Origin of the sequence: Bacteroides timonensis (genome assembly GCF_000513195.1) — a bacterium.
Taxonomy (GTDB): Bacteria; Bacteroidota; Bacteroidia; order Bacteroidales; family Bacteroidaceae; genus Bacteroides; species Bacteroides timonensis.
Genome location: NZ_CBVI010000002.1, coordinates 1 through 26,986 on the forward strand (window position 1 = coordinate 1; position 26,986 = coordinate 26,986).

The 26,986-nt window shown below is 42.1% G+C and carries 28 protein-coding genes and 1 tRNA gene; 9 read left to right on the forward strand and 20 right to left on the reverse strand.

From position 1 onward, the window contains the following. Window positions 1-16: 16 nt before the first annotated feature. The 11 genes from BN161_RS01540 to BN161_RS01590 all read right to left on the reverse strand — a co-directional run bounded on the left by BN161_RS01540 (window position 17) and on the right by BN161_RS01590 (window position 7,557). Complete coding sequence (locus BN161_RS01540; protein WP_044262412.1) at window positions 17-1,126, reverse strand: DegT/DnrJ/EryC1/StrS family aminotransferase; 1,110 nt, start codon at window positions 1,124-1,126, stop codon at window positions 17-19. 26 nt (window positions 1,127-1,152) lie between these two features. Continuing rightward, window positions 1,153-2,598, reverse strand: coding sequence for a lipopolysaccharide biosynthesis protein (locus BN161_RS01545; protein ID WP_044262414.1), 1,446 nt, complete (start codon window positions 2,596-2,598; stop codon window positions 1,153-1,155). Between the two features lie 49 nt (window positions 2,599-2,647). Beyond that, a complete protein-coding gene (rfbC, locus tag BN161_RS01550) occupies window positions 2,648-3,202 on the reverse strand; it encodes a dTDP-4-dehydrorhamnose 3,5-epimerase (RefSeq protein ID WP_044262415.1) in 555 nt (184 codons plus the stop codon). Window positions 3,203-3,223: 21 nt separating this feature from the next. Beyond that, window positions 3,224-3,463 carry an N-acetylmuramidase domain-containing protein gene (locus tag BN161_RS01555; RefSeq protein ID WP_044262416.1) on the reverse strand — a complete coding sequence of 80 codons (240 nt, stop codon included), beginning with the start codon at window positions 3,461-3,463 and terminating at the stop codon, window positions 3,224-3,226. Then, complete coding sequence (locus tag BN161_RS01560) at window positions 3,460-3,849, reverse strand: hypothetical protein (RefSeq protein WP_052356145.1); 390 nt, start codon at window positions 3,847-3,849, stop codon at window positions 3,460-3,462. The genes BN161_RS01555 and BN161_RS01560 overlap by 4 nt, the downstream gene beginning before the upstream one ends. A gap of 189 nt (window positions 3,850-4,038) precedes the next feature. Next, window positions 4,039-4,533 (reverse strand): hypothetical protein, encoded by a 495-nt coding sequence (locus tag BN161_RS01565; protein ID WP_044262417.1) that lies wholly within the window; start codon window positions 4,531-4,533, stop codon window positions 4,039-4,041. 95 nt (window positions 4,534-4,628) lie between these two features. Next, complete coding sequence (locus BN161_RS01570; RefSeq protein ID WP_244436376.1) at window positions 4,629-4,964, reverse strand: PIN domain-containing protein; 336 nt, start codon at window positions 4,962-4,964, stop codon at window positions 4,629-4,631. Further along, window positions 4,961-5,245 carry a hypothetical protein gene (locus tag BN161_RS01575; protein WP_052356146.1) on the reverse strand — a complete coding sequence of 95 codons (285 nt, stop codon included), beginning with the start codon at window positions 5,243-5,245 and terminating at the stop codon, window positions 4,961-4,963. The genes BN161_RS01570 and BN161_RS01575 overlap by 4 nt, the downstream gene beginning before the upstream one ends. A 148-nt stretch (window positions 5,246-5,393) precedes the next feature. Further along, entirely contained in the window at window positions 5,394-6,494 is a 1,101-nt protein-coding gene (locus BN161_RS01580; protein WP_044262418.1) for an MraY family glycosyltransferase, read from the reverse strand. Between the two features lie 30 nt (window positions 6,495-6,524). Then, window positions 6,525-7,007 carry a UpxZ family transcription anti-terminator antagonist gene (locus tag BN161_RS01585; protein ID WP_044262419.1) on the reverse strand — a complete coding sequence of 161 codons (483 nt, stop codon included), beginning with the start codon at window positions 7,005-7,007 and terminating at the stop codon, window positions 6,525-6,527. A gap of 16 nt (window positions 7,008-7,023) precedes the next feature. Beyond that, window positions 7,024-7,557, reverse strand: coding sequence for a UpxY family transcription antiterminator (locus tag BN161_RS01590; protein ID WP_044262526.1), 534 nt, complete (start codon window positions 7,555-7,557; stop codon window positions 7,024-7,026). Window positions 7,558-8,263: 706 nt separating this feature from the next. Here BN161_RS01590 and BN161_RS01595 point away from each other — a divergent pair. From BN161_RS01595 to BN161_RS01605, 3 genes are all read left to right on the forward strand, one after another. After that, entirely contained in the window at window positions 8,264-8,494 is a 231-nt protein-coding gene (locus BN161_RS01595) for a hypothetical protein (RefSeq protein ID WP_044262528.1), read from the forward strand. A gap of 188 nt (window positions 8,495-8,682) precedes the next feature. Then, on the forward strand, window positions 8,683-9,030 hold the full coding sequence (locus BN161_RS01600; protein ID WP_044262420.1) for an SH3 beta-barrel fold-containing protein: 348 nt from the start codon (window positions 8,683-8,685) through the stop codon (window positions 9,028-9,030). A 31-nt stretch (window positions 9,031-9,061) separates the two neighbouring features. Beyond that, window positions 9,062-9,910 carry a DUF4373 domain-containing protein gene (locus BN161_RS01605; RefSeq protein WP_044262423.1) on the forward strand — a complete coding sequence of 283 codons (849 nt, stop codon included), beginning with the start codon at window positions 9,062-9,064 and terminating at the stop codon, window positions 9,908-9,910. A gap of 193 nt (window positions 9,911-10,103) precedes the next feature. Here the strand turns inward: BN161_RS01605 and BN161_RS01610 are convergent, their stop codons facing one another. After that, window positions 10,104-11,087: a lysylphosphatidylglycerol synthase transmembrane domain-containing protein gene (locus tag BN161_RS01610; RefSeq protein ID WP_044262425.1), complete on the reverse strand. Its 984-nt coding sequence runs from the start codon at window positions 11,085-11,087 to the stop codon at window positions 10,104-10,106. A gap of 113 nt (window positions 11,088-11,200) precedes the next feature. On the opposite strand from BN161_RS01610, the gene rsmA reads away from it, so the two are divergent. The 3 genes from rsmA to BN161_RS01625 all read left to right on the forward strand — a co-directional run bounded on the left by rsmA (window position 11,201) and on the right by BN161_RS01625 (window position 15,553). Continuing rightward, complete coding sequence (rsmA, locus tag BN161_RS01615) at window positions 11,201-12,016, forward strand: 16S rRNA (adenine(1518)-N(6)/adenine(1519)-N(6))-dimethyltransferase RsmA (RefSeq protein WP_044262427.1); 816 nt, start codon at window positions 11,201-11,203, stop codon at window positions 12,014-12,016. A gap of 223 nt (window positions 12,017-12,239) precedes the next feature. Then, window positions 12,240-13,580: a magnesium transporter gene (gene mgtE, locus BN161_RS01620; protein ID WP_026367655.1), complete on the forward strand. Its 1,341-nt coding sequence runs from the start codon at window positions 12,240-12,242 to the stop codon at window positions 13,578-13,580. Window positions 13,581-13,696: 116 nt separating this feature from the next. Beyond that, the gene (locus tag BN161_RS01625) at window positions 13,697-15,553 is read left to right on the forward strand and encodes a DUF349 domain-containing protein (RefSeq protein WP_044262429.1); all 1,857 of its coding nucleotides are present in this window, start codon (window positions 13,697-13,699) and stop codon (window positions 15,551-15,553) included. A gap of 67 nt (window positions 15,554-15,620) precedes the next feature. Here the strand turns inward: BN161_RS01625 and BN161_RS01630 are convergent, their stop codons facing one another. From BN161_RS01630 to BN161_RS01640, 3 genes are all read right to left on the reverse strand, one after another. Further along, window positions 15,621-16,799, reverse strand: a complete 1,179-nt coding sequence (locus tag BN161_RS01630) for a phosphoribosylaminoimidazolecarboxamide formyltransferase (RefSeq protein WP_044262431.1) — start codon at window positions 16,797-16,799, stop codon at window positions 15,621-15,623. Window positions 16,800-16,855: 56 nt separating this feature from the next. Beyond that, entirely contained in the window at window positions 16,856-17,479 is a 624-nt protein-coding gene (locus BN161_RS01635) for a murein L,D-transpeptidase catalytic domain-containing protein (RefSeq protein WP_394332280.1), read from the reverse strand. Between the two features lie 87 nt (window positions 17,480-17,566). After that, a tRNA-Gln gene (locus BN161_RS01640) sits at window positions 17,567-17,637 on the reverse strand. Window positions 17,638-17,855: 218 nt separating this feature from the next. On the opposite strand from BN161_RS01640, the gene rsfS reads away from it, so the two are divergent. From rsfS to BN161_RS01655, 3 genes are read left to right on the forward strand one after another with little or no spacing between them, the layout of a single operon-like run. Next, on the forward strand, window positions 17,856-18,215 hold the full coding sequence (rsfS, locus tag BN161_RS01645) for a ribosome silencing factor (RefSeq protein WP_007212354.1): 360 nt from the start codon (window positions 17,856-17,858) through the stop codon (window positions 18,213-18,215). A gap of 8 nt (window positions 18,216-18,223) precedes the next feature. After that, window positions 18,224-20,320: an ATP-dependent zinc metalloprotease FtsH gene (ftsH, locus tag BN161_RS01650; RefSeq protein ID WP_044262434.1), complete on the forward strand. Its 2,097-nt coding sequence runs from the start codon at window positions 18,224-18,226 to the stop codon at window positions 20,318-20,320. A 21-nt stretch (window positions 20,321-20,341) separates the two neighbouring features. Beyond that, the gene (locus tag BN161_RS01655; protein WP_044262435.1) at window positions 20,342-21,184 is read left to right on the forward strand and encodes a phosphatidate cytidylyltransferase; all 843 of its coding nucleotides are present in this window, start codon (window positions 20,342-20,344) and stop codon (window positions 21,182-21,184) included. Between the two features lie 51 nt (window positions 21,185-21,235). On the opposite strand, the gene BN161_RS01660 is transcribed toward BN161_RS01655, so the two are convergent. The 5 genes from BN161_RS01660 to BN161_RS01680 all read right to left on the reverse strand — a co-directional run bounded on the left by BN161_RS01660 (window position 21,236) and on the right by BN161_RS01680 (window position 26,977). Next, window positions 21,236-21,997, reverse strand: coding sequence for a NigD1/NigD2 family lipoprotein (locus BN161_RS01660; RefSeq protein WP_044262437.1), 762 nt, complete (start codon window positions 21,995-21,997; stop codon window positions 21,236-21,238). Window positions 21,998-22,160: 163 nt separating this feature from the next. Beyond that, window positions 22,161-23,315 carry a lipid-A-disaccharide synthase gene (gene lpxB / locus BN161_RS01665; protein WP_044262439.1) on the reverse strand — a complete coding sequence of 385 codons (1,155 nt, stop codon included), beginning with the start codon at window positions 23,313-23,315 and terminating at the stop codon, window positions 22,161-22,163. Window positions 23,316-23,326: 11 nt separating this feature from the next. After that, window positions 23,327-24,091, reverse strand: a complete 765-nt coding sequence (gene surE, locus BN161_RS01670; RefSeq protein ID WP_044262530.1) for a 5'/3'-nucleotidase SurE — start codon at window positions 24,089-24,091, stop codon at window positions 23,327-23,329. Window positions 24,092-24,329: 238 nt separating this feature from the next. Continuing rightward, window positions 24,330-24,821 (reverse strand): DUF4625 domain-containing protein, encoded by a 492-nt coding sequence (locus BN161_RS01675; RefSeq protein WP_007212347.1) that lies wholly within the window; start codon window positions 24,819-24,821, stop codon window positions 24,330-24,332. Continuing rightward, window positions 24,818-26,977: a TonB-dependent receptor gene (locus BN161_RS01680; RefSeq protein WP_044262440.1), complete on the reverse strand. Its 2,160-nt coding sequence runs from the start codon at window positions 26,975-26,977 to the stop codon at window positions 24,818-24,820. Before BN161_RS01680 ends, BN161_RS01675 begins: the two co-directional genes overlap by 4 nt. Window positions 26,978-26,986: the final 9 nt, after the last annotated feature.

Here is a 26,986-nt window from a genome sequence, read left to right on the forward strand (position 1 = left end):
AAAATATAAATATCTTTCATCTGATTATCAAAGAGAGAATACGTTCTATTTCATGTTTTTGAATGCCATGATGCATTGGCAAACAAATCACACTATCAGCAATCCGATGTGCTACAGGCAGATTTTCAGGTCTGGCAGACTCCAAACCTCGATATGTAGAAAATTCACTTATCAAAGGATAGAAATACCGCCGGCCTAAAACATTGTTTTCCTTCATCTTAAAATAAAGTTCATCCCGAGTCATACCATATTCTTCGGAATTAACAAAAATGGGAAAGTAAGAATAATTGTGACGAACTCCAAGCACATCTTCCATAAAGCAAATACCTTTTACTTCCTTTAAAGCGCTCTGATATTGCAAAGCCACCTGATGCCGGGATTCAATAGCTGCATCCACTTGCCTTAGATTAATTAAGCCATAAGCAGAACGAATCTCATCCATTTTTCCGTTAATGCCAGGTGCGACAATAGTTGTTTCCCCTGCAAAACCGAAATTCTTTAAGTAGTCAATCCGCTCCTTTATTTTTTTATCATGACAAATTAAAGCACCACCTTCAACAGTGTTATAAACTTTCGTCGCATGAAAACTTAAAGTAGACATATCTCCAGCGTTAAGTATTGATTGTCCATTCACCTCCACACCAAAGGCATGAGCAGCATCATAAATCACCTTCAACCCATATTTATCAGCGATTGCCTGAATACGCACTGTATCACAAGGCTTACCATAAACATGTACCGGCATGATAGCAGTAGTCTTCGGAGTAATGGCAGCTTCAATCTTATCAGGATCAATATTACAAGAAATAGGATCAATGTCCACAAACACGGGCTTAATGCCATTCCACCACAAGGAATGAGTGGTCGCCACAAAACTGTAAGGAGTAGTAATTACCTCACCCGTAATGCGTAATGCCTGCAAGGCACACATCAGTGGCAACGTACCGTTAGTAAACAAACAGATATAAGGTACTTTCAAATATTCGCACAAGGCTTTCTCTAATTCCTGATGGTAATGACCGTTATTAGTCAGCCACTTTCGATCCCAAATATCCTGAAGATAAGGCATAAAGTCATCCAAGGAGGGAAGTAAAGGAGAAGTAACCGTGATTATTTTATTTTCCATCTTACTATAACATATGATTTATTTTTTTATTTACGCTTAAGTGTGGTAAGTACTAGTTGCCTGATTTCAAGATATTCAACCAGCTGAAGACGTTCATAAATGAGCATAGCCAACAGTATTCCAACCAGTATTTGGATAGGTAACAGAATATAAAGAGAAATATTCCAAAAGGAAATCCCCCACATCACAGCTGCCACAATGGATGAAACCATAAAAGTAGGTAATATGTCTTTAATTTGTTTTCCGGTAGGATAATGAATCAAATTCGCAGAATAATAACTATTCAGAAAATAAGCAATAAATGAAGTACAAACACTTCCCCAAAGCATATATTCAATCCCATACAAAACACCAACCACAATGGGACCAACGGCAATCATTTTCTTTATTATTTCCAGTTTTAGAAACAGGTCTGAACGACCTTTAACTTGTAGAATATTCAGATTAATGGCATGAAGCGGATAAAGCATGCCACTGAAGCAAATAATCTGTAAGAAATAAACAGCAGGCAGCCACTTCTCTCCTATCAGAATAATAATTAGAGGTTTTGCTACCGCTGCCAAGCCTAACATACAAGCAAAAGTTATCAACATCGTAGTTCTTATCATCCGTCGGTAGGCTTCGCGCAGTCGTTCCGAGTCTTCTTGGATGGAACTGAGCACCGGATAACTAACACGCTGAATTACAGAGGTCAAATTACTTGAAAAAATTATATTAAACTGTTCTGCACGAGTATATTGCCCCAACTGTGCAGAAGTATAAAAACGGCCGATAATAATATAATAGATATTCTTGTAAATTGTGTCCAGCAATCCAGAAAGTAATAATTTTGAACCGAAGCCAAACAATTCCTTAAAACTTTGCATGGAAAATTCCCATATCGGCCGCCAATGGCAATGTATCCACAAAAACAGCGTATTCAATGATTGGCGGGAAAGTTGTTGCCCTACCAAGCTCCATACTCCCATTCCCGACACAGCCATACCAATTCCAATAATACCACTGCTGATACTGGAAACTAATGAAACCTTGGTCTGAACTTTAAAATTAACATCACGGACAAAAATAGTACGAGGAATAATTCCCAATGCATTAACCACCAGCATCAATCCAATAATTCTTACAATTCCCATCAATACCGGTTCTTTAAAGAATTTACTAATGGCAGGTGCAGCAAAAAATAAAGCAAGATACAGAACAATGCTAATCACTAAATTGAAATAGAAAACCGTATTATAATCCACGCGTTCAATATGTACCTTGCGTATCAATGCATTGGAAAAACCGCTGTCAATAATAGAGTTGGAAATTGCTATAAAAATAGCAATCATGGCCATAATACCGTATTCGCTCGGAGTCAGCAAACGGGCTAAGACAAGTCCTACCAAAAAGGTAATTCCTGAATTGGCAATATTATCAACAAAACTCCATCCGACACCTCGAATGGTTTTGTGTTTTAAGGATTCTGACATGTGTTAACGATTCACAAGCAAGTGGAAAAGATATCCTCCACATCAATTCTCATAACTCCGATGATAGAACCAAATCTCGCAGATTAGAATGCCGCATATCTTTTTCACTTACCAACACTTGCTCCACAGGTATTTTCCAGTTAATCCCCAAATCCGGGTCATTCCATGCCAAAGCACCTTCATACTCCGGAGCATAAAAATTATCACACTTATATTGAAATATCACCTCATCGCTCAACACACTGAAACCATGCGCAAGACCTCTTGGTATAAAGAATTGACGATGATTTTCTTCTGTTAGTTCTACAGCTACATGCTGTCCGAAAGTCGGCGAACCTTTTCTTATATCTACAGCAACATCCAAAACAGTCCCCTTTACTACACGCACCAGTTTACTCTGTGCAAAAGGAGGTTTCTGAAAATGCAAACCACGAATGACACCGTAAGACGATTTAGATTCATTATCCTGCACAAATGTTGTCTTACAGACTTTTTCTTCAAATTCTCTCTGATTGAAGGATTCAAAGAAGTAGCCACGTCCATCTTTAAAAAGACGTGGTTCTATGATGACAACCCCTTCAATGGCTGTTTTTATAATTTCCATATTGATTCAAAAAAAGAGTATTCATAGCTCTTTAAATTTCCGATACGCCACCTCCAACTTCACATCATACCTATTCTGCGCATAAGCAGGGCCGTTATAGCATTTAGCAAACGCAGCCCAGTCCTTACATTGCAAAGCACGAAGCATCGGAGGATTCTTTTTGATGAAATTCGCAAAAAGAAGCAGTTGTTTGTATTCGCTTTCGCACATGCTCTGCACGAAGCTTTCTACGCTCTCCTCACCACAAGCGGCATAAATCATGGCTTTTCGTTTAATCCGGTCGGACGAATGGAATTGGTGTACATATCCAGTATCGCCAGCACCCCCTTGGGGAGGGAAAGGCCAGAGGCGTGGATGTTCACCTTCAGACGGCTCGACAGGGTGTTTTCATATTCTTCTTTCCGCACCTCCCCCCCCGGAGGCGCAAGACGACCGTTCAGCAAGACCTTACGCTCTACAAGCTGTATATTGCCGTTGTCTTTCGGCTTATAGACATACGAGCCTACGGAAGTGATTTCAAGGTCGAAGTCCACATTCAGAATCTTCATAAACCAATCTTTCAAACGGAGAAACAGGCGGGAAAAGAGGCCTTTCCTTTTTCCGGGCTGGCCGATAGGGTAAAAACGGATGACAAGGCGTTCGCCCATGATATACGCAGGTTACTCTTCCACTTCTTCCCAAGGACAGGGATTATCAATCACATTCTGAAACTCCGCAATAGCTTCCCGCTGTTCTATTCTGAGCATAAACCGGATCGTTATAGTATTACACTCTGACTGCGCTCAATGAAGTCTTGAGCAAACGCATAGAATAGTACCCTGATTTGAGTGCTTACCTCAAATCTCCCTCAGCCCCGTCTTCCACCCCTCAAACGGGCAAGACTTCATTATTTCATTATAGAGTTTACAGCTATAGTTTAGCACCTCTATCATCGCAGCGGTTATGGCGGGATTGCCTACCAGTTCATAAGATTGCAGAAAGACATCCAAGTCTACCCGCTTCGCTATACCGCTGGCATTGTTTTCGTCAGGTAAAGTAATGCATTCAAATCCGGACTTCACTGTAAACAGATCAATCACTGTAGGGCACTGCTTTTCAAGCATTTTAAAGAGTTTATTGGGGTCGTCGTGATTATTCACGCGGTCGAAGTAATTTCCCCAGGAACAAAACAAAGATACTTGTTTCGAATTTGTAACAATAAGATTGACTATGCCGTAAGTTCCCTTAGAAATCTTTACCACATACTCTATGTAGTCTTTACGGATAATGACTGTAGTCTTTTCGCCTTGGAAGAAGGTCGCACCGGCTGTATTTGAAAGGAAATTACGCATAATACTAGTTTTTTGGAGCTACAAACATTACTTTCTATCTATCCAATTTTCTATCTTTACATTTTTAACACGTTCAAAATGCCTCAAATTATCAGTCACCAACGTATAACCTTTAGCCATAGAGCACTGGCAATAAGTAAATCGAAATCATCTATAAGCAGACCTTCTTTACGAAGGCGTGACTTTTCGCGGGCATAAACATCTATACTGGCTTCAAAAGTAACAATATTGATGCAAGATAAAAAATGATCTAATTGATTACGTCTTTTAGAAGTAGCACCACCATATTCTAAACCATACTTGAGTTCAGCTACCGTAACAGATGATATATAGCAATTTTCAACACCTATTTCATCCATTTTTTGTGCAACATTATATTTGTCCCGAAATAGGAACACACAAATATTAGTATCAAGCAAATATTTCTTCATCCCCAAGACTCAACTGTTCTTGTAAAAGTACGACTCTGGCGAATATCATCAATTATCTCATCTGTAGAACGAGAGTCATCATCCCACATCCCTCGAAATTCTTTCGTCCAACCTTCTTTGGCACCATTATTAGCCGGATTATCCAATAAGGAATTAGATAATTTGGCTATTAAAGCCAATTTTACATCTTTACCCAAGTTCTTTACAGAATTCCAATAAAGATCTATTTCGGAAACTTTTGCATACTTATCCATTGAACATCCTCCTATTACACCATTCATACTTTTAGAATAATACAAAGAACGGAATTTGGTTTATAAAAAGCAAATATTCAGCGAGGTTTCTATCAAACGCACTCTGTTTCTTTATTCTCCTAATGTCTACTATAGCATCATTATTGCATTCATATTTTATTCTTCAAATATACACTCATCCATCGGCAGACGTATCACGCAATCTATCCCACCACAAATTCAGCCCTATCCATACCACAATATCCACCATCAACATTATCGTATTATTCACATATGGCATCAACAGTATATTTATCGCACTGAAAGCACATGACATGCCCAATAAGCCAATCATAGCTTTTCTCGGACTAAGTCCAATTGCCAATAATTTATGATGGATATGATTCTTATCCGCCTCAAATGGACTTTTACCATTACGCACTCGAACCAATATCACTCGAATTACATCAAACGAAGGAATAATCAAAGTGCTGAAAGCAATCACAAAGGCACCCTCTGTATATGACATTACATCAGGATTCACCTGGCTATATTTAATAGCAAGAAAACTCAAAGTGTATCCCAATGTCAAACTTCCTGTGTCTCCCATAAAGATCTTCCTGGCTCGTTCCGCGCTACCGAAAACATTATAGTAGAAGAATGGAACAAGAACGCCAAAGGTAGCGGCCGCCAACATTGCATAACTCCAAAGCCCTTTCTCAATAAATAAAAAAGCAAAAATGAGAAGGGCTACACTGCTCAATCCGGATGCCAAACCATCAATTCCATCAATCAGATTTATTGCATTCGTGATAAATACAACAGTAAAAACTGTGAAAGGCATACCAATATAAGGAGCAAGTTCATGAATGCCGAACAAGCCGTACAAATTATTAATCCAAAGTCCGGACAACGGAAATAAACAAGCACAAAATATTTGGATAACAAATTTTTGACGATAACGAACACCCACCAAATCATCCGCTATTCCTGTCAGATAAAGCAAGGTCATTCCACATGCAAAAAGAAGCATTTCCGGCAACAAATAAGAAGCATAAAGAGTAGTAAGCTCACAGCCTAAAAGCAAACGGAAAGTGTAAACCAAACAATATGTAAAAAGCACAGTAGGAAAGAAAGAAACTCCACCTAAACGAGGAATGGCCTTCCTATGTATCTTACGGGAGTCCGGTATATCAAAAAGCTTCTTTCGCATAGATATCAGCAAGATACGCGGAATTAACATCCGAGCTATAAATACTGATATCAAGAAAGTTAGAAGAATAAATAGAATATTCAAGATGAATATAAATTATAAATGATTAGTATGTTAACCAAGTACCTCAAAAGGATATTGATTTTCTTCAATATTCTTCAATTCTTCCATGACTTCCGCTTGTTCGGAAGTTAAAGTTCCTTTGTCCCACTGATCCATAATGGAATGAGCTTCTTGAAGCAAACTCTCTTCATAAATTTCGCCATAACAGTAAGTCAGCAAACGAACTTTAAGCAAAGAAGTTGGAAGCTGTTCCAGAATATTATAAGCGCGGTCTAATACAGATTGCTTCTTCTGCTCTTTATCTCCATAATCGTAGATCGTAGCATTGTAACCCATCAAAAGTGCCAGACACAGATTGGCTTCTTCTTCGATATCGGAACTCTTAGAGGAAAAAAGAGAATTGGACTTAACGAGAACTTCCTTATTCAACCGACAAAAAGTATCGGAATAGATAGGTTCGCCGTCCATACCAAGATACATCAGCTCATGAGCAGCACGTTGAAGCTCAAAAGCACAAGAAAGTAAAGAATTCATGGAGATTAATATATAATTAGTTGATTAGCTTCAGATAAGACTTGGGGACTTTAATACTTGCGACTAAGACACCCTTGATACGAATAACAACATAGGTTTTATTGGCTTGTGTGGCAATCTCACCTTCAATGCCGCTAAAATCCCCTTTGATGACCTTCACTTTATTCCCTATAGCAAAGGGTTCGCTATCAAAACTGACTCCATCAGGATTCAAGTCCATAATAAACATGAAGTCTTCCATTTGTTTATTAGGGACCACCAACATGGAATGAGTGAAAAGGTCTTTCATATAATAAAGGCGAACACCATAAACATTGGAAAGATCACAGGCAGTCTGCTTAGTAGCATAGATAAAGATTAAATTTCGAATAACAGGAACCTCAGTGCGCTTACGGCGATACTTCAGCTGAGATACCACAATTCGCGTGGGAAGATAGTAATCAAGATCCAGGCCCTCTTCTGCCTTAAACTTATCTAGGGATTTTCGGACAGCAAACTCTTGCTTATCACGAGTACGGGCTGCAAACCAATATTTTTGATTTTCAATCACTTGCAAAAAGTAAGTAGAGGATTTTACTATAGTTCCGGATGCGCTTCGCGGTTTGAACGAGACATATTCTCTTTCAAACCGTAACCAATAGATATTTCAATTTAATGAGCTATAAACGAAGATATTAAATTCGAAGAAACGCCTTTTAATCGTTCGTTTAATGGGCGTCAAGATTTGAGAAAAAACAGATAATTCAAAAACATAAAAAGGAAGAGATATTAAATATATTAAACGACAAAAATGTTAGACTGATTATCAATAATATAACTATATAAAAAGCCTAGTTCTAAAATATTTTTATTAAACATCTTGCAAGTTCAAAAAATACCCATTATCTTTGCGCCCATTAAACGAACGATTTTTGGACACCCCTATAATTTTAGAGTAACTATCTACATTTCAATATATTAACCAAACAAAAACCATCAACAAAAGAACTTTTTTTTATCAGTTCCATTGCCAGTTACAAAAAGAAACTCCTACCTTTGCCCGTTTTTCAAATCAAACATTTAATATAGATTTAATTATTACGTTAAATAAATAAAATTATGGAACAAGAAGAAATGGCTGAAAGCCTTGAAAAAAAGACCTGAAACAGGCAAAAAAGTCACCTTTAAGAGGCAATGTATCAGAGATTAAGAGAAAACCCGGACGCCCTAAAGGTATAGTGGTAAAAGGGATACTTCCCAAATATCGAAAAGAAGGGATGATAGAACTGCTCAATTGGAGAGACAAAGGATTTTTCGGTAAAAAAGAAAACATATCCATTCACGAATTGGCAGACAAGGGTGCTGAATGGGAACTTTTTCTCTCTGACAGTAATACTCCACTATCAGCCAAGACAATAGAAATAGAATTGGGAGAAATCTGGAGAGGTGAACATCTACAGAAAGTGATGGAGAAGAAGAGTAAAAACAAGAATAAAGACAAGAAATAAATGGACAACAATTAAATATTGACACCCTATATACAACCTGCTATATCTTTGCCCCCGCTTTAGCAAAGATTAAGCCCCGCAAATCGAGAAGATGTCGCTTTATCCCCAAAGTGATGTCTTCTCTTTTTTTATGCCCGACATAAACACCGACTAAAGAACTAAGAATTAATAATTTAAAATTAAACACAATGAGAAATCGAAAGAAACCCGCTTCAATCTATGAAGCACTCAGAAAGAAATGGAGAATACGAATCATGCTCGAAAAAGACTACACAGAAGACGCAGCACTATGGATGACCGACAGAGTAGAAAGCCTAATCAGCCACATGCAGTATGGATATGCACTCATAGCATACCATAAACAGGACGGAACCTTCAAGTTTGTAAAAGCAACACTACTTCCATACGAAAAATGTTTCCGTCGGAAATACGATATACATCGTATAGAAGGGCACATCATCTACTGGGATGTGGAGTCACAAGCATGGAGAAGTTTCCAATTAGAGAATTTTCTGGAATGGAGACCGATCAATTGAATGAAAGAATTAAAAATGAAAGAATAAAATTATGGCAATGACGTATGGAGGGATTCAATATTATCCCATTTCAGTGGTACTCTTTGACGAGATATACATGGGGCTGATAGAAGCCAGGTTCGGAATGAAAGGCATAGCCATAGCGATGAAATTGCTATGCAAGATATACAAGGAAAACGGATATTACCTGCTTTGGGGAGAGGAACAATGCGCACTCTTCACCAATAAGGCGGGAAAAGATATCGATGAGGAAGAAATGCAGGGTATCGTGGATATTCTTGTAGATAAAGGATTCTTTGACAAACAAAGTTACGAGAAGCAGCAGGTTCTGACTTCCATAGAGATTCAGAAAGTATGGCTGGAAGCTACAAAACGTAGGAAAAGGGGGGATATAGCCTCCCTACCCTACATATTGGTGAAAACGGAAGAAGAAAAAAGCGATAAAGGTGATAAAGATGGTAAAGAGACAGAATGTATGCAAAATCCACAGAATTGCATACAGGACGTAGCCGATTCCACCGAAAATGCAGACAATTCCGGACAAAGCATAGTAGAGTATAGTAGAGCAGAGGAAAGCAAAGAACTCCCCCCACTAACTCCCCCGACGGGGGAGGATGTCGGTGTATGGAGAAGATATTCTTTCGTCGAGTTTCCGGGATACGCCTACAACAAAAACACCCACAACCTGGAATGCCTCTTGCTCGCACTGGACGGACTGCATATCAACGATCCTAATGACGTGAAAGCGATTCTGAAGCTGTCCGACTACGGACGGCTGGGAAACGGGGTCTGGAAAATCATACATGCAACCAAGTGGAGCATAGTGAACAGCAAAGGGAAATATCTGGTCGGAGCACTGAACAAGGCGAGAAATCAATAGCTTGGAAAGCAGAAAAAAAGTCTAAAACCGGGCACTGATTATCAGAGGATTACAAGGAGTTAACTTCCTGCCGACAAGGAGTTAACTTCTTGTAGACAAACTCTTAACTTCTTGTAAACAAGGATTTGGTGGTAGAATGCGTCATCCGATAAACGTATTCCGTCCTTATCCTTTTCAGCTACACCCACAAATTCTACCTTGACCGATTTACCAACGACAAATGTAACCAGCCATAAATACCCAATACAATAACCAGCAATGTCTGTATACCATGTACTATCAGGGCAAAAACTCCCGCATCGGTAGCATTGACACCGTATAGCATCATCATTGTAATGACAGCGAAATGCCACGGTCCCGCCCCATTAGGAGTAGGGACAATCACAGCAAAAGTGCCGCCCACAAACATCACCAGACTTGCCAGAAAACTGAGATGTTCAGTAAAAGCGAAGCAATAGAAAGTGATATAAAAGTGATAAAAGTAGCATATCCATATCAACACCGTGTAAAGGAGGAAAAGCGGTATATTCTTCACACTCTTCAATGACATCACACCTTCCCATACATTCAGCACCACTCCTTTCACTTTCTCGAAGAAAGAAAGCATACGCAGAAGGAAATAGAGTAATACTAATACACCAATGATACTAAAAAGAACGACATAAAACCAGGGAGATGTCACCAGATGCACCAACGAAGGGACTTTCGTACCTGTCTCTTCAAAAAAACGAAGGAAGACAGGCATCTGCATCAGAAAAGTAATCCCGGTAATCAAAAGAATGGTCAATGTATCTATCAAGCGTTCCGTTACCACTGTTCCAAGCGATTTGGCAAAAGAAACATCGTCATATTTGGCAAGCACACCGCAACGGGAAACTTCGCCTACACGGGGTAAAACAAGATTAGCGGCATAAGAAACAAAGATAGCATCCACACAATCGCTCGTCTTTGGATAAGCTCCGAGCGGAGCAAGCGTCTGTTTCCAACGCCAGCCACGGAAAACATGGCTCATCACACCAAAAAACAACGAAAACAGCATCCATCCCCAGTCCGTTCCATGCAGAAGTACCTCCTTGGCGCGTGCAAAATCAAAATCTCGATACACCCAATAAAGAATAAAACCGCCCAAAGCGACCGGTAAAAGGATCTTCAGTGTCTTTTTTAATAGTTTATTCATGCAGAATTCGTTATTCTTCGTCGAAAAGGATTACCTTTGTGGGCTGCAAATACAGCACTTTCCCAAAAGGACGGTCTCCGTTTGCGGTGCAAAAGTAACGATTTAGTTGATAAATGAAATTAGTAAAGCCTAAAAAGTTTCTCGGCCAGCATTTTCTGAAAGATCTGAAAGTGGCACAGGATATAGCCGATACGGTAGACGCATGTCCCGGCCTCCCCATTCTGGAAGTAGGTCCGGGCATGGGGGTATTGACCCAGTTTCTGGTGATAAAAGAACGTCCGGTGAAGGTGGTGGAACTGGATTATGAGTCCGTAGCCTATCTGCGTGAAGAATATCCGTCACTGGAAGACAACATCATTGAAGACGACTTCCTGAAAATGAATCTCCAACGCCTGTTCGACGGGCAACCTTTTGTGCTGACAGGAAACTATCCTTATAATATATCCAGCCAGATATTCTTCAAAATGTTGGATAACAAAGAACTGATACCTTGTTGTACCGGTATGATACAGAAAGAAGTGGCCGAACGTATTGCCGCCGGACCGGGCAGTAAGACGTATGGCATCCTGAGTATATTGATACAGGCATGGTATCGTGTAGAATATCTTTTCACCGTACACGAACATGTATTCAATCCGCCACCCAAAGTGAAAAGTGCAGTTATTCGCATGACACGAAACGAAACGAAAGAGTTGGGTTGTGATGAGAAACTGTTCAAACAAGTAGTGAAAACGACTTTTAATCAACGCCGCAAAACCCTGAGAAATTCGATAAAGCCGATACTCGGCAAAGATTGTCCGCTGACGGAAGACGTTTTGTTTAACAAACGACCAGAACAACTATCGGTACAGGAATTTATCAGTCTGACCAACCGGGTTGAACAGGCCTTGAAAGAGATTAGAGAAACAAGTGATGAAACCAAGAAATGATAATTAAAGATTTTAGGCGCGGATGAACGCGTTTTTTTCAGACACGGATTTCACGGGTTACACAGTTATTTCCGGAGTCATACAGTAAAGCCGTGAAATCCGTATCTGAAAATAATTTAATAGCGTAGCTTTTAATCCGTGGAATCCGCGTAATCCGCACCTAAAAATCATACGACTTAGCCCGCTAAATTATCATTTTAAAAAGAGGAGAAAGATTATGGAGATGGACGAAGAATACATTGACAATGTCAAAAACCTCATAGAACAAAAGGACGCTGAGAACGTCAAAGCGCTCCTTATAGACCTGCACCCTGCGGATATTGCCGAACTGTGCAATGACCTGAGTCCTGAGGAAGCACGTTTCGTATACCGCTTACTGGATAACGAAACGGCAGCAGACGTGTTGATGGAAATGGATGAGGACGTCCGTAAAGAATTCCTGGAAATACTCCCGTCAGAAACCATTGCCAAACGCTTTGTGGACTACATGGATACGGATGATGCCGTAGACCTGATGCGTGAATTGGATGAAGAAAAACAGGAAGAAATTCTTTCTCACATTGAAGACATCGAGCAGGCAGGAGACATCGTAGACCTGTTGAAGTACGACGAAGATACCGCCGGTGGTTTGATGGGTACTGAAATGGTGGTCGTAAACGAGAACTGGAGTATGCCGGAGTGCCTGAAAGAGATGCGTCAGCAAGCTGAGCAATTGGATGAAATCTATTATGTCTATGTCATCGACGACGAAAACCGCCTGCAAGGAGTGTTTCCACTGAAAAAGATGATTACCTCCCCTTCTGTATCCAAGGTTAAACACGTGATGAGGAAAGACCCCATTTCTGTACGCGTAGACACATCTGTGGACGATGTGGTACAGACCATTGAGAAATATGACCTGGTAGCCGTTCCTGTTATCGACAGTATCGGACGGCTTGTGGGGCAAATCACCGTAGACGACGTCATGGATGAAGTTCGTGAACAATCGGAACGTGATTACCAGTTGGCATCCGGTCTTTCCCAGGATGTGGAAACGGATGATAATGTAATGCGCCAGACCAGCGCCCGCTTGCCATGGCTTATTATCGGTATGCTGGGTGGTATCGGCAATTCCATGATTTTAGGTAATTTCGATGCTACTTTCGCAGCCCATCCCGAGATGGCACTCTACATACCGCTGATCGGTGGTACAGGCGGAAACGTAGGAACACAATCTTCGGCCATCATCGTACAGGGTCTTGCCAACAACTCGCTGGATGCAAAAGATACTTTCAAGCAAATTACCAAGGAATCCGTAGTGGCCCTTATCAACGCTACTATTATTTCCTTATTAGTATATATATATAATTTTGTCCGGTTCGGCGCAACTGCCACCGTCACCTATTCCGTTTCTATCAGCCTGTTTGCAGTAGTGATGTTCGCATCTATCTTCGGCACGCTGGTACCTATGACACTGGAAAAGTTGAAGGTAGACCCAGCCATCGCTACCGGTCCGTTTATTGCAATTACCAATGATATTATAGGCATGATGTTATATATGGGAATTACCGTACTTCTATCCTAAAACAAGAAAAATGAAAAAAAACTAAGGAAAAAAGTATGAAGTAATTGTTTTATTTCATTAATTTGTGACCTAATGTAACCCGAACGGGTAAAACCGTTTTTTAAAATGTATGTACAATGATGGACACTCATGACACTAATCTCCCCGAAAAGGCGGTGGAATTAGAAGAAGAAAAGAAAGCAGCTGAGGTTTCAGAACCGGCTCTGACGGAAACTCCGGCTGAAGAAGCAACGCAGGAAGAGCAGCCGGTAGAAGCCGCACAAAAGCTAAGCAAGGAAGAAATCCTGGCTAAATTGAAAGAGATTTCCGCAGATGTGGAAAACGCCGGCAAACAGGAGATAGATAGTCTGAAACAGGCTTTCTATAAGCTTCATAATGCCGAACAAGAAGCGACAAAGAAGCTGTTTATCGAAAACGGGGGAATAGCAGAGAATTTCATTCCAACAACGGATGCTGTTGAAGAGGAATTCAAAAATATCATGTCCGTCATTAAAGAAAAGAGAGGTGCATTGTCAGCTGAACAGGAACAACAAAAAGAGCTGAACCTGCAAATCAAACTTTCCATTATCGAGGAACTGAAAGAACTGGTAGAGTCACCCGACGATGCCAACAAATCCTACTCAGAATTCAAGAAGTTACAGCAACAGTGGAATGAAGTGAAACTTATTCCGCAAGCCAAAGTCAACGAACTGTGGAAGAGTTATCAACTCTATGTGGAGAAGTTCTACGATCTGTTGAAGCTGAATAATGAATTCCGCGAATATGACTTCAAGAAAAACCTGGAAATAAAAACACATCTATGTGAAGCTGCCGAAAAGCTGGCTGATGAAGCAGATGTAGTGTCGGCTTTCCACCAGTTACAAAAGCTACATCAGGAATTCCGTGACACGGGTCCGGTTGCAAAGGAACTACGTGACGAAGTATGGAATCGATTTAAAGCTGCTTCCACAGCCGTAAATCGCCGTCATCAACAACACTTCGAATCATTGAAGGAAGTAGAGCAGCATAATCTTGACCAGAAAACAGTGATTTGTGAAATCATTGAAGCAATAGACTACAACGAATTGACCAACTTTGCTGCGTGGGACAATAAAACACAGGAAATCATTGCCCTGCAAAACAAGTGGAAGACCATCGGTTTTGCACCGCAAAAGATGAACGTGAAGATATTCGAACGTTTCCGTAAAGCGTGTGATGAATTCTTCCGCAAGAAAGGTGAATTCTTTAAAGCCCTGAAAGAGGGCATGAATGCAAACCTGGATAAAAAACGTGCTCTTTGCGAGAAAGCCGAAGCTCTGAAAGACAGTACCGACTGGAAAGCAACCGCTGACGAACTAACCAAACTGCAAAAAGAATGGAAGACCATCGGTCCGGTAGCAAAGAAATATTCTGATGCAATATGGAAACGGTTTATTTCTGCTTGTGACTACTTCTTCGAACAAAAGAACAAGGCTACTTCCTCCCAACGTTCCGTTGAGATAGACAACCTGAATAAGAAGAAGGAAATCATCGAGAAGTTGGGTGCCATTGATGAGAATATGGATACGGATGAAGCGACTCAGTTGGTACGCGAATTAATGAAGGAATGGAACAACATCGGTCATGTACCTTTCAAGGAAAAAGACCGTTTGTATAAGCAATACCACGGACAAGTGGATAAATTGTTCGACCACTTCAACATCAGCGCTGCTAATAAGAAGCTGAGTAACTTCAAATCCAACATCAGCAGTATTCAGGAAGGCAGCCCGCAGTCACTCTATCGCGAACGCGAGAAACTGGTACGTGCAGCAGATGCCATGAAGAACGAATTGCAGACTTATGAAAATAATCTTGGCTTCCTGACAGCTTCTTCAAAGAAAGGCAACAGCCTGCTGACAGAACTAAACCGCAAAGTAGAAAAACTGAAGGCAGATATTGAATTGGTAAAACAAAAGATTAAGGTTATCGACGATTCCATTCGTAGCACCGAATAATTTTAAGCCTATATATACAAAGAGGGTGTTTCAACATTTTTGAAACACCCTCTTTGTTATTTATATCTTAATGATGGAACAGACGAATACCTGTAAATGCCATAGCGATACCGTATTTATCGCAGGTTTCAATAACATGATCATCACGTACTGAACCTCCTGCCTGGGCAATGTATTCCACGCCAGTCTTGTGAGCACGCTCTATATTATCTCCAAACGGGAAAAAAGCATCTGAACCAAGAGCTACTCCTTTCAGAGTATTCAGCCATTCGCGCTTTTCCTCACGCGTCAGCACTTCCGGTTTTTCTGTAAAGAACTGCTGCCAAATACCGTCAGCCAACACATCATCATGGTCATCGCTAATGTAAATATCAATCGTATTATCACGGTCGGCACGGCGGATTTTCTCTACCCAGGGTAAGTTCAATACTTTTGGATGCTGGCGAAGATACCAGATATCAGCTTTATTTCCAGCTAAACGGGTACAGTGGATACGGCTTTGCTGCCCTGCTCCGATACCAATCGCTTGTCCGTCTTTCACATAACATACAGAATTGGACTGCGTATATTTCAAAGTAATAAGCGCTATCATTAAATCACGCTTTGCAGCATCCGGGAAAGTCTTATTCCGCGTAGGAATATTAGCAAACAATTCGCTACCATTCAGCTGAATCTCGTTACGTCCCTGCTCAAAAGTTATTCCGAACACATCCTTACGCTCAATCGGTGCAGGTTTATACGAAGGATCAATCTTAATCACATTATAAGTACCCTTACGCTTGTTCTTCAGAATTTCGAGTGCCTCGTCCGTATATCCCGGAGCAATGACACCATCGGATACTTCGCGGTTAATAAAACGGGCAGTCGCCTCATCACAGACATCACTCAAAGCTATAAAATCTCCGTAAGATGACATACGGTCCGCACCACGGGCACGCACATATGCACTGGCCAGAGGAGAAAGCGGCAAGTTATCAACAAAATAAATCTGTTTCATTGTCTCATCCAATTCCAGACCAATAGCAGCACCTGCAGGGCTAACATGTTTGAATGAAGTCGCAGCCGGCATTCCGGTAGCCGCTTTCAATTCTTTCACCAACTGCCAACCGTTCAGTGCATCCATAAAATTGATGTATCCCGGGCGTCCGTTCAGGACTTCGATAGGTAACTCCCCCTCCTGCATAAAAATGCGGGCCGGCTTCTGATTAGGGTTACAGCCGTACTTGAGTTCTAACTCTTTTGCCATAGTTTTAATTATTTTGAATAGAATTGCTACATTATTACTTAAAACATAAAGTATGATCAATCATTATAAATCCACAACAATACAGGCTTGGTTTCAGCCTTTAACAACACATCAATTTGCCTCATCGTTTCATTACAAATCACCGGACATCCCTGACTCATGCCTAATGGAAGATGTGAAGGATAAACCTCTGTCGCAGGCAAAGGAGTATAAGAATGTAATACGACAATACGTTTGAAAGCATTATCATTAGTGGGTTCCAGACCATGCAATTTATAATGAACATTGATTCCCCATTTGCTGTAAGCCCGAATACCGACTTTGTATTTTCCCAGAGAAGAGCAAAGACTTCCCGGTGTATTGCTAAAGACAGGTTTAGAAGGTGTACTATCTTTCCCATAACCATGGGCACAAAGACTTGCATACTTAATGGAATCTCCTTTAAAATCCCAAACAAAGAAACGTTTTTTACCAGAATGTATGCTGAAATCTACTAAGAAACAATAATTCGTACTGAATCCCTTACTAACGCAATATGCCTTTACTTCATGCGCTTTCGATTTCAGACGTAGATGATCGACAACATTTACCGTAATGCTTTCACTACATTCGGCACATGCTCTACCCTCTGATCCTAAAATAAAGAAAAATAGCAGCAGAAACTGAATGAATCTCTTCATAAGCTTCATTATTGTATTAGACGTTAATAGACTTGGGGAGAAAAAGCAAAAAAGCTACGAACTTATTACATTCGCAGCTTTTTTTAGTTGGGCTACCTGGATTCGAACCAGGAATGACAGGACCAGAATCTGTAGTGTTACCATTACACCATAGCCCAATAACAGGTCGTTTCTGTTTTGCGGTTGCAAAGATACAAAGAATTTGATAATCCAAAACAATTTATCGTGTTTTTTTCTCTAAAATCTGCTAAGATGCCGTATGCCAAAGAAATATATACCTAAAAAAAATCAAAAATTGAAAGACTTTTTCCCTTTTAGGTGTTTGATACAAGAATTCAGCGTATATTTGTCAACTGTTTAATTTTAATAATAAGTAATGAACGAATCAAAGAAACTCATTCAACAAATAACCGAAGGTATACAAGATAAAAAAGGAAAAAATATTGTAATAGCAGATCTTTCTAAAATTGGCGATACTATCTGCAACTATCTTGTCATTTGTCAGGGAAACTCCCCAAGCCAGGTGACCGCCATCGTAGAGTCCGTAAAGGAATTCACCCGCAAAGGCGCTAACAGCAAACCTTTTGCAATAGACGGATTGCGCAATGCCGAATGGGTAGCAATGGATTACTCCGACATACTGGTCCATGTGTTTCTACCCGAAACGAGAGACTTCTACAATCTGGAAAATCTCTGGGCCGACGCCAAATTAACCCAAATACCTGACATTGATTAATAAGCCCTATGGACAACAATAATAATAACGCTAACAAAAAGCCCAATAAGGTAAATATGCCCAAGTTCAACCTGAACTGGCTGTATATGATCATAGCTATGATGCTTCTGGGCTTGTACATCACCAATGAAAACAGTACCGGAATCAAAAGTGTCTCTTATGACGAATTCCAGCAATACGTACGTGACGGCTATATGAGCAAAATCATCGGTTATGATGATAACTCTGTAGAAGCATATATCAAGCCACAATACGTTAAAAACGTATTTCAGGCAGACTCTAGTAAAGTGGGTAAAAATCCCATGATTACGACTGAAGCACCGTCTCGTGAAAGCTTGGGAAACTTCCTGCAAAAGGAAAAAGATGAACTGCACTTTGACGGTTCTATCAACTACGAAAAGAAACGCAATTATTTCGGGGTCGTACTGTGGCAGATTCTGCCTATTGCTTTCCTTATAGGTTTCTGGATATTCATGTCACGCCGTCTGAGCGGTGGTGGCGGTGCAGGCGGTGGCGGCATTTTCAATGTCGGTAAATCGCGTGCCCAACTGTTTGAGAAGGGGACTCCCGTGAAAGTGACATTCAAAGATGTAGCCGGACTTGCCGAGGCCAAACAGGAAGTAGAGGAAATTGTGGAATTCCTGAAAGAACCGCAAAAATATACAGACCTGGGAGGTAAAATACCCAAGGGCGCATTGCTGGTAGGCCCTCCGGGAACCGGTAAGACCCTGCTTGCCAAAGCTGTGGCAGGCGAGGCCAACGTACCGTTCTTCTCACTGGCTGGTTCCGACTTTGTGGAAATGTTTGTCGGTGTAGGTGCATCACGTGTACGTGACTTGTTCCGCCAAGCCAAAGAAAAAGCCCCCTGTATAGTATTCATTGATGAAATTGACGCCGTAGGTCGTGCCCGCGCCAAAGCTGCCGCCATGGGTGGAAATGATGAACGCGAAAACACATTGAACCAGTTATTGACAGAAATGGACGGTTTCGGTTCCAACAGCGGTGTAATCATCCTGGCTGCTACCAACCGTGTAGACGTTTTGGATAAAGCCTTGTTGCGTGCCGGACGTTTTGACCGCCAGATTCATGTAGACCTTCCCGACCTCAACGAACGTAAGGAAGTATTCGGCGTACACTTACGCCCCATCAAAATAGATAATACAGTAGACGTAGACCTGTTGGCACGCCAGACCCCGGGCTTCTCCGGTGCCGATATCGCCAATGTCTGCAATGAGGCTGCACTGATCGCTGCCCGCCACGGCAAAAAGTTCGTAGGCAAACAAGATTTCCTCGATGCTGTAGACCGTATTGTTGGTGGCCTGGAAAAGAAGACGAAAATCACTACGGAAGCGGAACGTCGTTCCATCGCTATCCACGAGGCAGGACATGCTTCCATCTCCTGGTTACTGGAATATGCCAATCCGCTGATTAAAGTAACGATTGTTCCACGCGGACGTGCCCTAGGCGCTGCCTGGTATTTGCCCGAAGAACGCCAGATTACCACCAAAGAACAAATGCTTGATGAGATGTGTGCCACACTGGGTGGACGCGCAGCTGAGGATTTGTTCCTGAAACGCATTTCGACCGGTGCCATGAACGACCTGGAACGTGTTACAAAACAGGCTTTCGGCATGATCGCCTACCTCGGAATGAGCGAAAAGTTGCCCAACCTCTGTTATTACAGCAACGATGAATATTCTTTCAATCGCCCGTACAGCGAAAAAACAGCTGAACTGATTGACGAAGAAGTGAAGAATATGGTGAACGAACAGTACGAACGTGCTAAGAAAATACTTTCCGAACATAAGGATGGGCACGCCAAACTGTCACAGTTGCTGATAGATAAAGAAGTTATCTTTGCAGAAGATGTGGAAGAAATCTTCGGAAAACGTCCTTGGGCTTCCCGTTCTGAAGAAATCAGTGCAAACAAGATTTCGGAAGACCTTAAGAAAGCTGAAGAAGCAGCTGCCAAAGAAGCTGTGGAGAGCGAAAAAGAAGTAAAAGCGGAAGAAGAAAACAATGTTGAAGGCGGAACAGAAGCCGGCAAAACAAAGGTTTCAGCAGAAGGTACCAAAGTTTCTGTAGAACGACCCGCAAAAGAATAAAGAACTAAAAACGGAATTACCGTGAAAAGCAATTTCTTAAAACGCGCCATCACAGGTGTGTTATTCGTAGTAGTATTGGTGGGCTGTATCCTATACAGCCCCCTTTCATTCGGTATCCTGTTCACCATTATCGGTGCACTGAGCGTACACGAATTTGCCCACCTGATAAACCAAAACGGTGAAGTACAAATCAATAAAACAATTACCGCTTTGGGAGGCGCTTATCTCTTCTTGGCCGTAATGGGCTTTTGTCAATCTACTATCGGAGCCCAGGTATTTCTGCCTTATCTGGCATTACTGCTTTACCTGATAATTACAGAACTGTATCTGAAAAAGAAAAATCCCATTGGTAACTGGGCCTTTTCCATGTTAAGCCAGCTGTATGTAGCATTACCGTTTGCATTGCTCAACGTATTGGCTTTTCAATATAACCCGGCAGAAAGCAGCGTGACCTACAATCCCATCCTACCACTTTCCATCTTTGTATTTATATGGCTGAGTGACACTGGAGCGTATTGTATAGGCTCGTTAATCGGCAAGCATCGTTTGTTCGAACGTATTTCCCCCAAGAAGTCATGGGAAGGAAGCATCGGTGGTGGTGTGTTCTCTATTGCTTCTTCATTCGTATTCGCCCACTACTTCTCATTCCTGTCTGTTTGGGAATGGGCCGGACTGGCACTGGTTGTTGTCATCTTCGGTACTTGGGGTGATCTAACGGAGTCGCTAATGAAGCGCCAGTTAGGTATCAAAGATTCGGGTCACATCCTACCCGGCCACGGTGGAATGCTCGACCGTTTCGACAGTGCTTTACTGGCAATCCCCGCAGCAGTGGTTTACCTCTACGTTTTAATGTTGATGAAATAAAAAAGGCCGGAGGAATTCACATTCACCCGGCCCTACACAAAACACTTTACTTTACTTCAATTGCATCTTTGAGAAATCTAAGCTAGAAGCTTTTTGGGAATTATCCGATTGTTTTTCAAAGGTAATTTCGACTTCATCGTTCACTTCTGAATTCAGCTTCAACTTGATACCTTTCGTTTCAGAAGTTATATTCAATTCTTTCAGATTGAACGACACTAATCCGGGAGCACGAACTCCACTCAGGTCATCATAATCATTGTATCGAAGTTCCAGATGGATATATCCGTCATCATTACCTTCTTCCGCTAAAGGAACCTCGGCATCTTCTGCACGTTGTACCAGACTGATGCGATGTTTCGTACCCGAATTCTTCGGCAGATTCTGCATAAAGATAACGTTCATATATCCCCCACTGATGGTGATATCCCCTTTATAGATAAATACCGGATCATTACCATATTCCTCATCATTCTCCGATGTCAGCGGTTCCACACTTTTCGTCAGGGCATGCCAGATCTTCTCAATCTTCACGGCATGATCATATCCTTCATAATTATCATAGATGGGATTAAAGATTGTTATTATACGCTGCCCGTCTACAGGCTGATACCAACCCATATTAGTATTAATAGGCCAAAGCGTTCCCCAAGTGTCACTTTCCAGATAGAAAGTATTCCCCTTCACGCGTACGGTACTCCAATTCGGATAAGAAAAATCACCGATAGAGTATCCGTCATCTAAATCATCGCATGATTGCAACGCAGGTAGTACTGCCAAGCACATCATAAAAAATAGCCAATGTAATCTCTTCATAATCAAAGTCCTTTTGCTTGTTTTCGTAAAAATTGTTAGTTCATAATCTTTCGTGTATTCTGACTATAAAATACGAAAGCCGGGCATTTACTGCACCGGCTTTATCTCTTTTAACTATTTTATATCCTTTTGAAGCAAAAAGACTTTCATTATGTAACTCCTTCTAAATCCTACCACAATAATGCAGGTGTAACAGGCGTATCATTTCTTGTGCAGCATGCTTCGGAGCACCGGCATCTCCCAGACGCGATGCCATGTACTCATAGCCTTCGAGCATTCGTTGCCGATACTCCTTATTATATAAGATACGTTCCAGTTCGGCACGGGCCTGCTCTACTGTCATCGTATCAGCCACGAGCTCTTTCACCACCTCACGGTTTGCAATAAGATTCACCAATGAAATATACTTTACCGTCAGTATATGACGGCGCAGGAACGAAATGACCTTCCCTATCGGCGTATGATAGCAAACAGCCTGCGGCACCCGGAACAAGGCCGTTTCCAGCGTAGCAGTTCCCGAAGTTACCAATGCAGCTTCAGCCTGTTGCAGCAAACGATAGGTTTGTCCGAAAAGGATCTTTACTTTCGCACCGCCTATATATTCGTGATAATAGTCAGGAGAAATACCGGGCGCACCGGCCAAAACCAATTGGTACTCAGGAAAGGCAGAAGCTGCACGAAGCATATCGGGCAAGTTATCTTTTATCTCCTGCTTCCGGCTACCCGCCAGTAAAGCGATTATCGGCTTAGGCTCCAATCCGGTCTCACGAATAAAATCATCGTACGTTTCAGGATGTTCCGCACGAAAAGCGGTCACTTCATCTACCGTAGGATTGCCTACATAATGTATCGGATAATGATGCTTGCCTTCGAAAAACTCCACCTCGAACGGCAGAATGGAAAACAATTCATCCACATCCCGCTTGATATTCTTGATACGGTATTCTTTCCACGCCCATATCTTCGGAGAGATATAATAATAGACTGGGATTTGCGTCTTAGCTCGCAGGAACTTGGCAATATTCAGGTTAAAACCGGGATAATCCACCAGTATCACTACATCCGGCTGCCATGCCACAATATCCTCTTTACATCGTCTCATGTTGGCAAAGATTGTGCGCAAATGCAGTAACACCGGGATAAAGCCCATATAAGCCAGTTCCTTATAGTGCTTCACCATCGTTCCACCCACTGCTGCCATCAGGTCGCCCCCGAAGAAACGGAATTCCGCCTGCGGGTCTTCAACCTTCAAAGCAGCCATCAGGTGAGACGCGTGTAAGTCACCGGAAGCTTCACCGACAATCAAGTAATACTTCATATCAAATTAGATTAGAACCAGCTTTGCAGTTCATCTATAAGTTCGTAAGCCGTAACATCCACCTTGGTCGGAGTAATAGCTACATACCCGTTATCAAGTGCCCAATGATCATTCTTTTCATTATCGGAATCGGTATTCTGGAACTCACCGGTCAGCCAGTAGTAATGGGTATCACCGCGATGCGCGAAATTCTCCCATTCATTGGTCCACTGTCCTTTGGACTGTTCGCAGACTTTAACTCCCTTGAGTTCCTGCACATTGGGGAAATTTACATTGAGGCAAGTCAACGGAGGCAGCCCCTTTTCCAAAACCTGACGGGCTATCTCGCGGATATAAGGACCGGAAGGCTCAAAATCAGGATTCGGATCATGACAGCAAAGAGAGAAACCAATGGAAGGCACACCTTTCAGGCAGCCTTCAATTACCACTCCCATCGTACCGGAATAATGCACATTCACGGCAGAGTTATCACCGTGATTGATACCACCGACTATCAGATCGGGTTTGCGATCGAGCACCGTATGTAAAGCAAGTTTTATGCAGTCTACCGGAGTACCGGAACATTTATAAACTGTCAGCCCTACATCTTTACGAACCAACTGGTAATGAATGGGTTCCGTTACAGTCAGCGCACTTGCACTACCCGAACGCGGCGCATCCGGCGCCATCACAACTATTTCTCCCAGCGGACGAAGAAACTTAACCAACTCACTAATGCCTTTTGCAATGACACCATCGTCATTGGAAACCAATATCAAAGGTCTCTGATTTTCCATATTCATCTTTATTTTCTATGCAAAAGTAGGCAAAAATAAAGAAAGCACCTAATACAATACTTTGCTTTTGTTGTCCCAAAGTTTGCGTTTCATTCGATTATCGAACAATATTGTAAGTAGTCAATCAGAATGAATTCGTAGTATAAATGGGAATTTAGTTACCTATTATTATGTGAACTAATTATGAACACTTACTTATTATTTTTATTCGATAATCGAATAAAACCAGCGTAAACCGTTATTCTTCGTGATGTCCGTCATCTCCTCCCGTCGCACTCAACACGATATTGCGTGCGACATGCGCCTCATTTCCGGCAGCATCTGTACAGTAAACCATCAGGTGGTAATCTCCCGGAGTGGCATTAGCCGGTATCACGATATCATGATGATGGATATGAGCCGTCCTTTGTTCCGAAACATCGTAAGACTTATTAAAGGTGAAATCAACAGTCGTCTCAGCAGTGCGGGTATCATGCGAATGATGGTCGAAGTTATTGTGAATCTCTATCTTGTACGATTTCAACATGACATCATCCGATAAGTCCATCTCAAAATGTACTCCGTGTTCACTGCCTATTGCCAGCACTCCGCCTTCGGCAGGCGATTTAAGATCAATCACCGGTTTTGTAGTATCACTAAGCGGATTGTCACTGTCTCCGCAAGCTGTAAGTAATGAGACACTTATCACTAAAAGGGAAATAATCATCGGGAAATAAAATCTTGTTTTCATTTGAATAATTTTTTAAATGGTACTTTGATTAATAATTGAAAGTTTCGCCCCGGTTCGGGAATCTCCACTTTCCGATAAAAACTGAGATGATTGTAATACCGCGTATTGAATAAATTACGGACAGTCAGAGTAATCTCCACTTCCGTTCCGGCAACGGGTAAATCAAGAGAGCCAGCTATATGAAAGAGGTTTGCACCCGGCGTGCGGTCTTCGTTGCGATCCACACGGTTTTGCCTGGCTATGCTCTGCCATTCGGCATAAAGCATATACCGCTTCCTTTGCCAGGTGAGCGTGTTGCGCAGCGTGGCAGGTGGAGAAAAGCTCAAAGGAATACGTTCATCACAATTGTAGGTATAGACATACTCACCGGATATACGGTAGTTGAGAGTAGGCAAAATAGTTAGTTCCACACTCGCCTCCACTCCGGCAAACAAGGCTTCCGTCTGCGTATAACGGTAAATCTGTCCCGTATGGGGTAAAACAGACCATTCCCCCGTAGGCCGCAGAAAGATATAATTACTAAACCAATTGACGAAAGGAGAAACATATACAGACCATCTCCCGTACTTCAACTGATAAGAAGCATCCATCTGCCAACCCTGTTCGGACGAAAGTGTGGCATCTCCCTGTTCATGACGGAATGTGCCGTGATGCACACCATTCGAAGCCAGTTCATTAGCTCCCGGAAGACGAAAACTCCGCCCGACATTTACCTTCAACTGATGCCGCGTCGAGGGCGTCCATACCACACCCAATGATAAAGAATAGTCGCCAAAGCTCCTGTTTACCCGGCGGCTGTTCCACCGGTAGAACTCCACCTGCTCTTCAGCATATCCCTGTTCTTGCAAATAAGTAGCCAGATAAGGATCATCATGGGCAAAGACACGCATGCGACCATAGTCATACCGTACACCTCCACTGACGGATAATGTATTATCCGGACGATACGTCGTAAGCCAGGATATACCGGTAGTAAAACGATCATATTCCGGCAACAAGAAAGAATAACCGGAAATCGTATTTCGCTGGAATTGAGAATCCCATCCCATCCGGTGTTCCCAAGAAGAAGAACCGATCCACCGTCCTTTTGCCGAAAAACTGAAAGTATTCAGATTAAAGGCCAGTTCTTTGTCAGGATCAGTTTCCGGCAGAAGTTGTGTTCCGTAATGGGTATGAAACGCACTCCATTCCTCGCGGTGATTGTTCTGATAACCGATATCACCCGACAGGATAAACTTCTCCCAGGCATACTGCTGATGAGTGGTCACTTTCAGGTGATTTACCTTACTATAAGGAAGATCGATGTTCCGGCTGTCACCGTCGTCTTCCAGACGTGACAAGTCGGGTACCCCATGTGCTCCGGGGAAGAACCCCGTCTTCTGAAAAACATTGGACACAGCAAGATTCGACTTATATCCCTTCTTCTGATATTGGGTAAAGAAATTGACGTTGCGTTCCCATCCCGCCGTATTTTTCAGCCGACGACCGTAGACCGGCATCTTCTGAGTCAGATAAACAATCGTGTCTGCCGGGATACGGTAATCTCCAAAGCGCTGTTCCGAGTAACGCAACCGCGTATACCAGGCATTTCTTTTGATACCCAACATCAGTGAAGCGCCTATGGTTTCGTTCACAGACTTACCCAACAGCGTCACGTCACCAAACAACATATTCTCTGCCGGCACCTGCACCGGAGCAATATCAATTACTCCGCCCATGGCGTCACTGCCGTAAAGCAGCGAAGCAGGACCTTTCATTACATTCACGGCATCCACATTGAAAGCATCCAGCTCCAGACCATGGTCTGCACCCCACTGCTGCCCTTCCTGTTTGATGCCATTCTCCAATACAGCCACCCGATTAAAGCCCATGCCACGAATCATCGGCTTGGAGAATCCCGAACCGATATCCATAGCCTGCACGCCGGGGATATTTTCCATAGCCTGCATGAAGTTACCCGTGAAATGTTTCCGCAAGAAATCCCTGTCAGCCACTTCGAGCGTAAGTGCAGTCTTTTTGTTCTGAAGCTGTTGATAGGTTTCCGCTATCACGACTTCAGGCAAAGCTACATTACGGACTGAATCGGATTCCTGCGCATGAACGGAAAGGGTTGTACACAACATCCCCATCACGCCCGGAATAATTCCTATACGCATTGATTACAA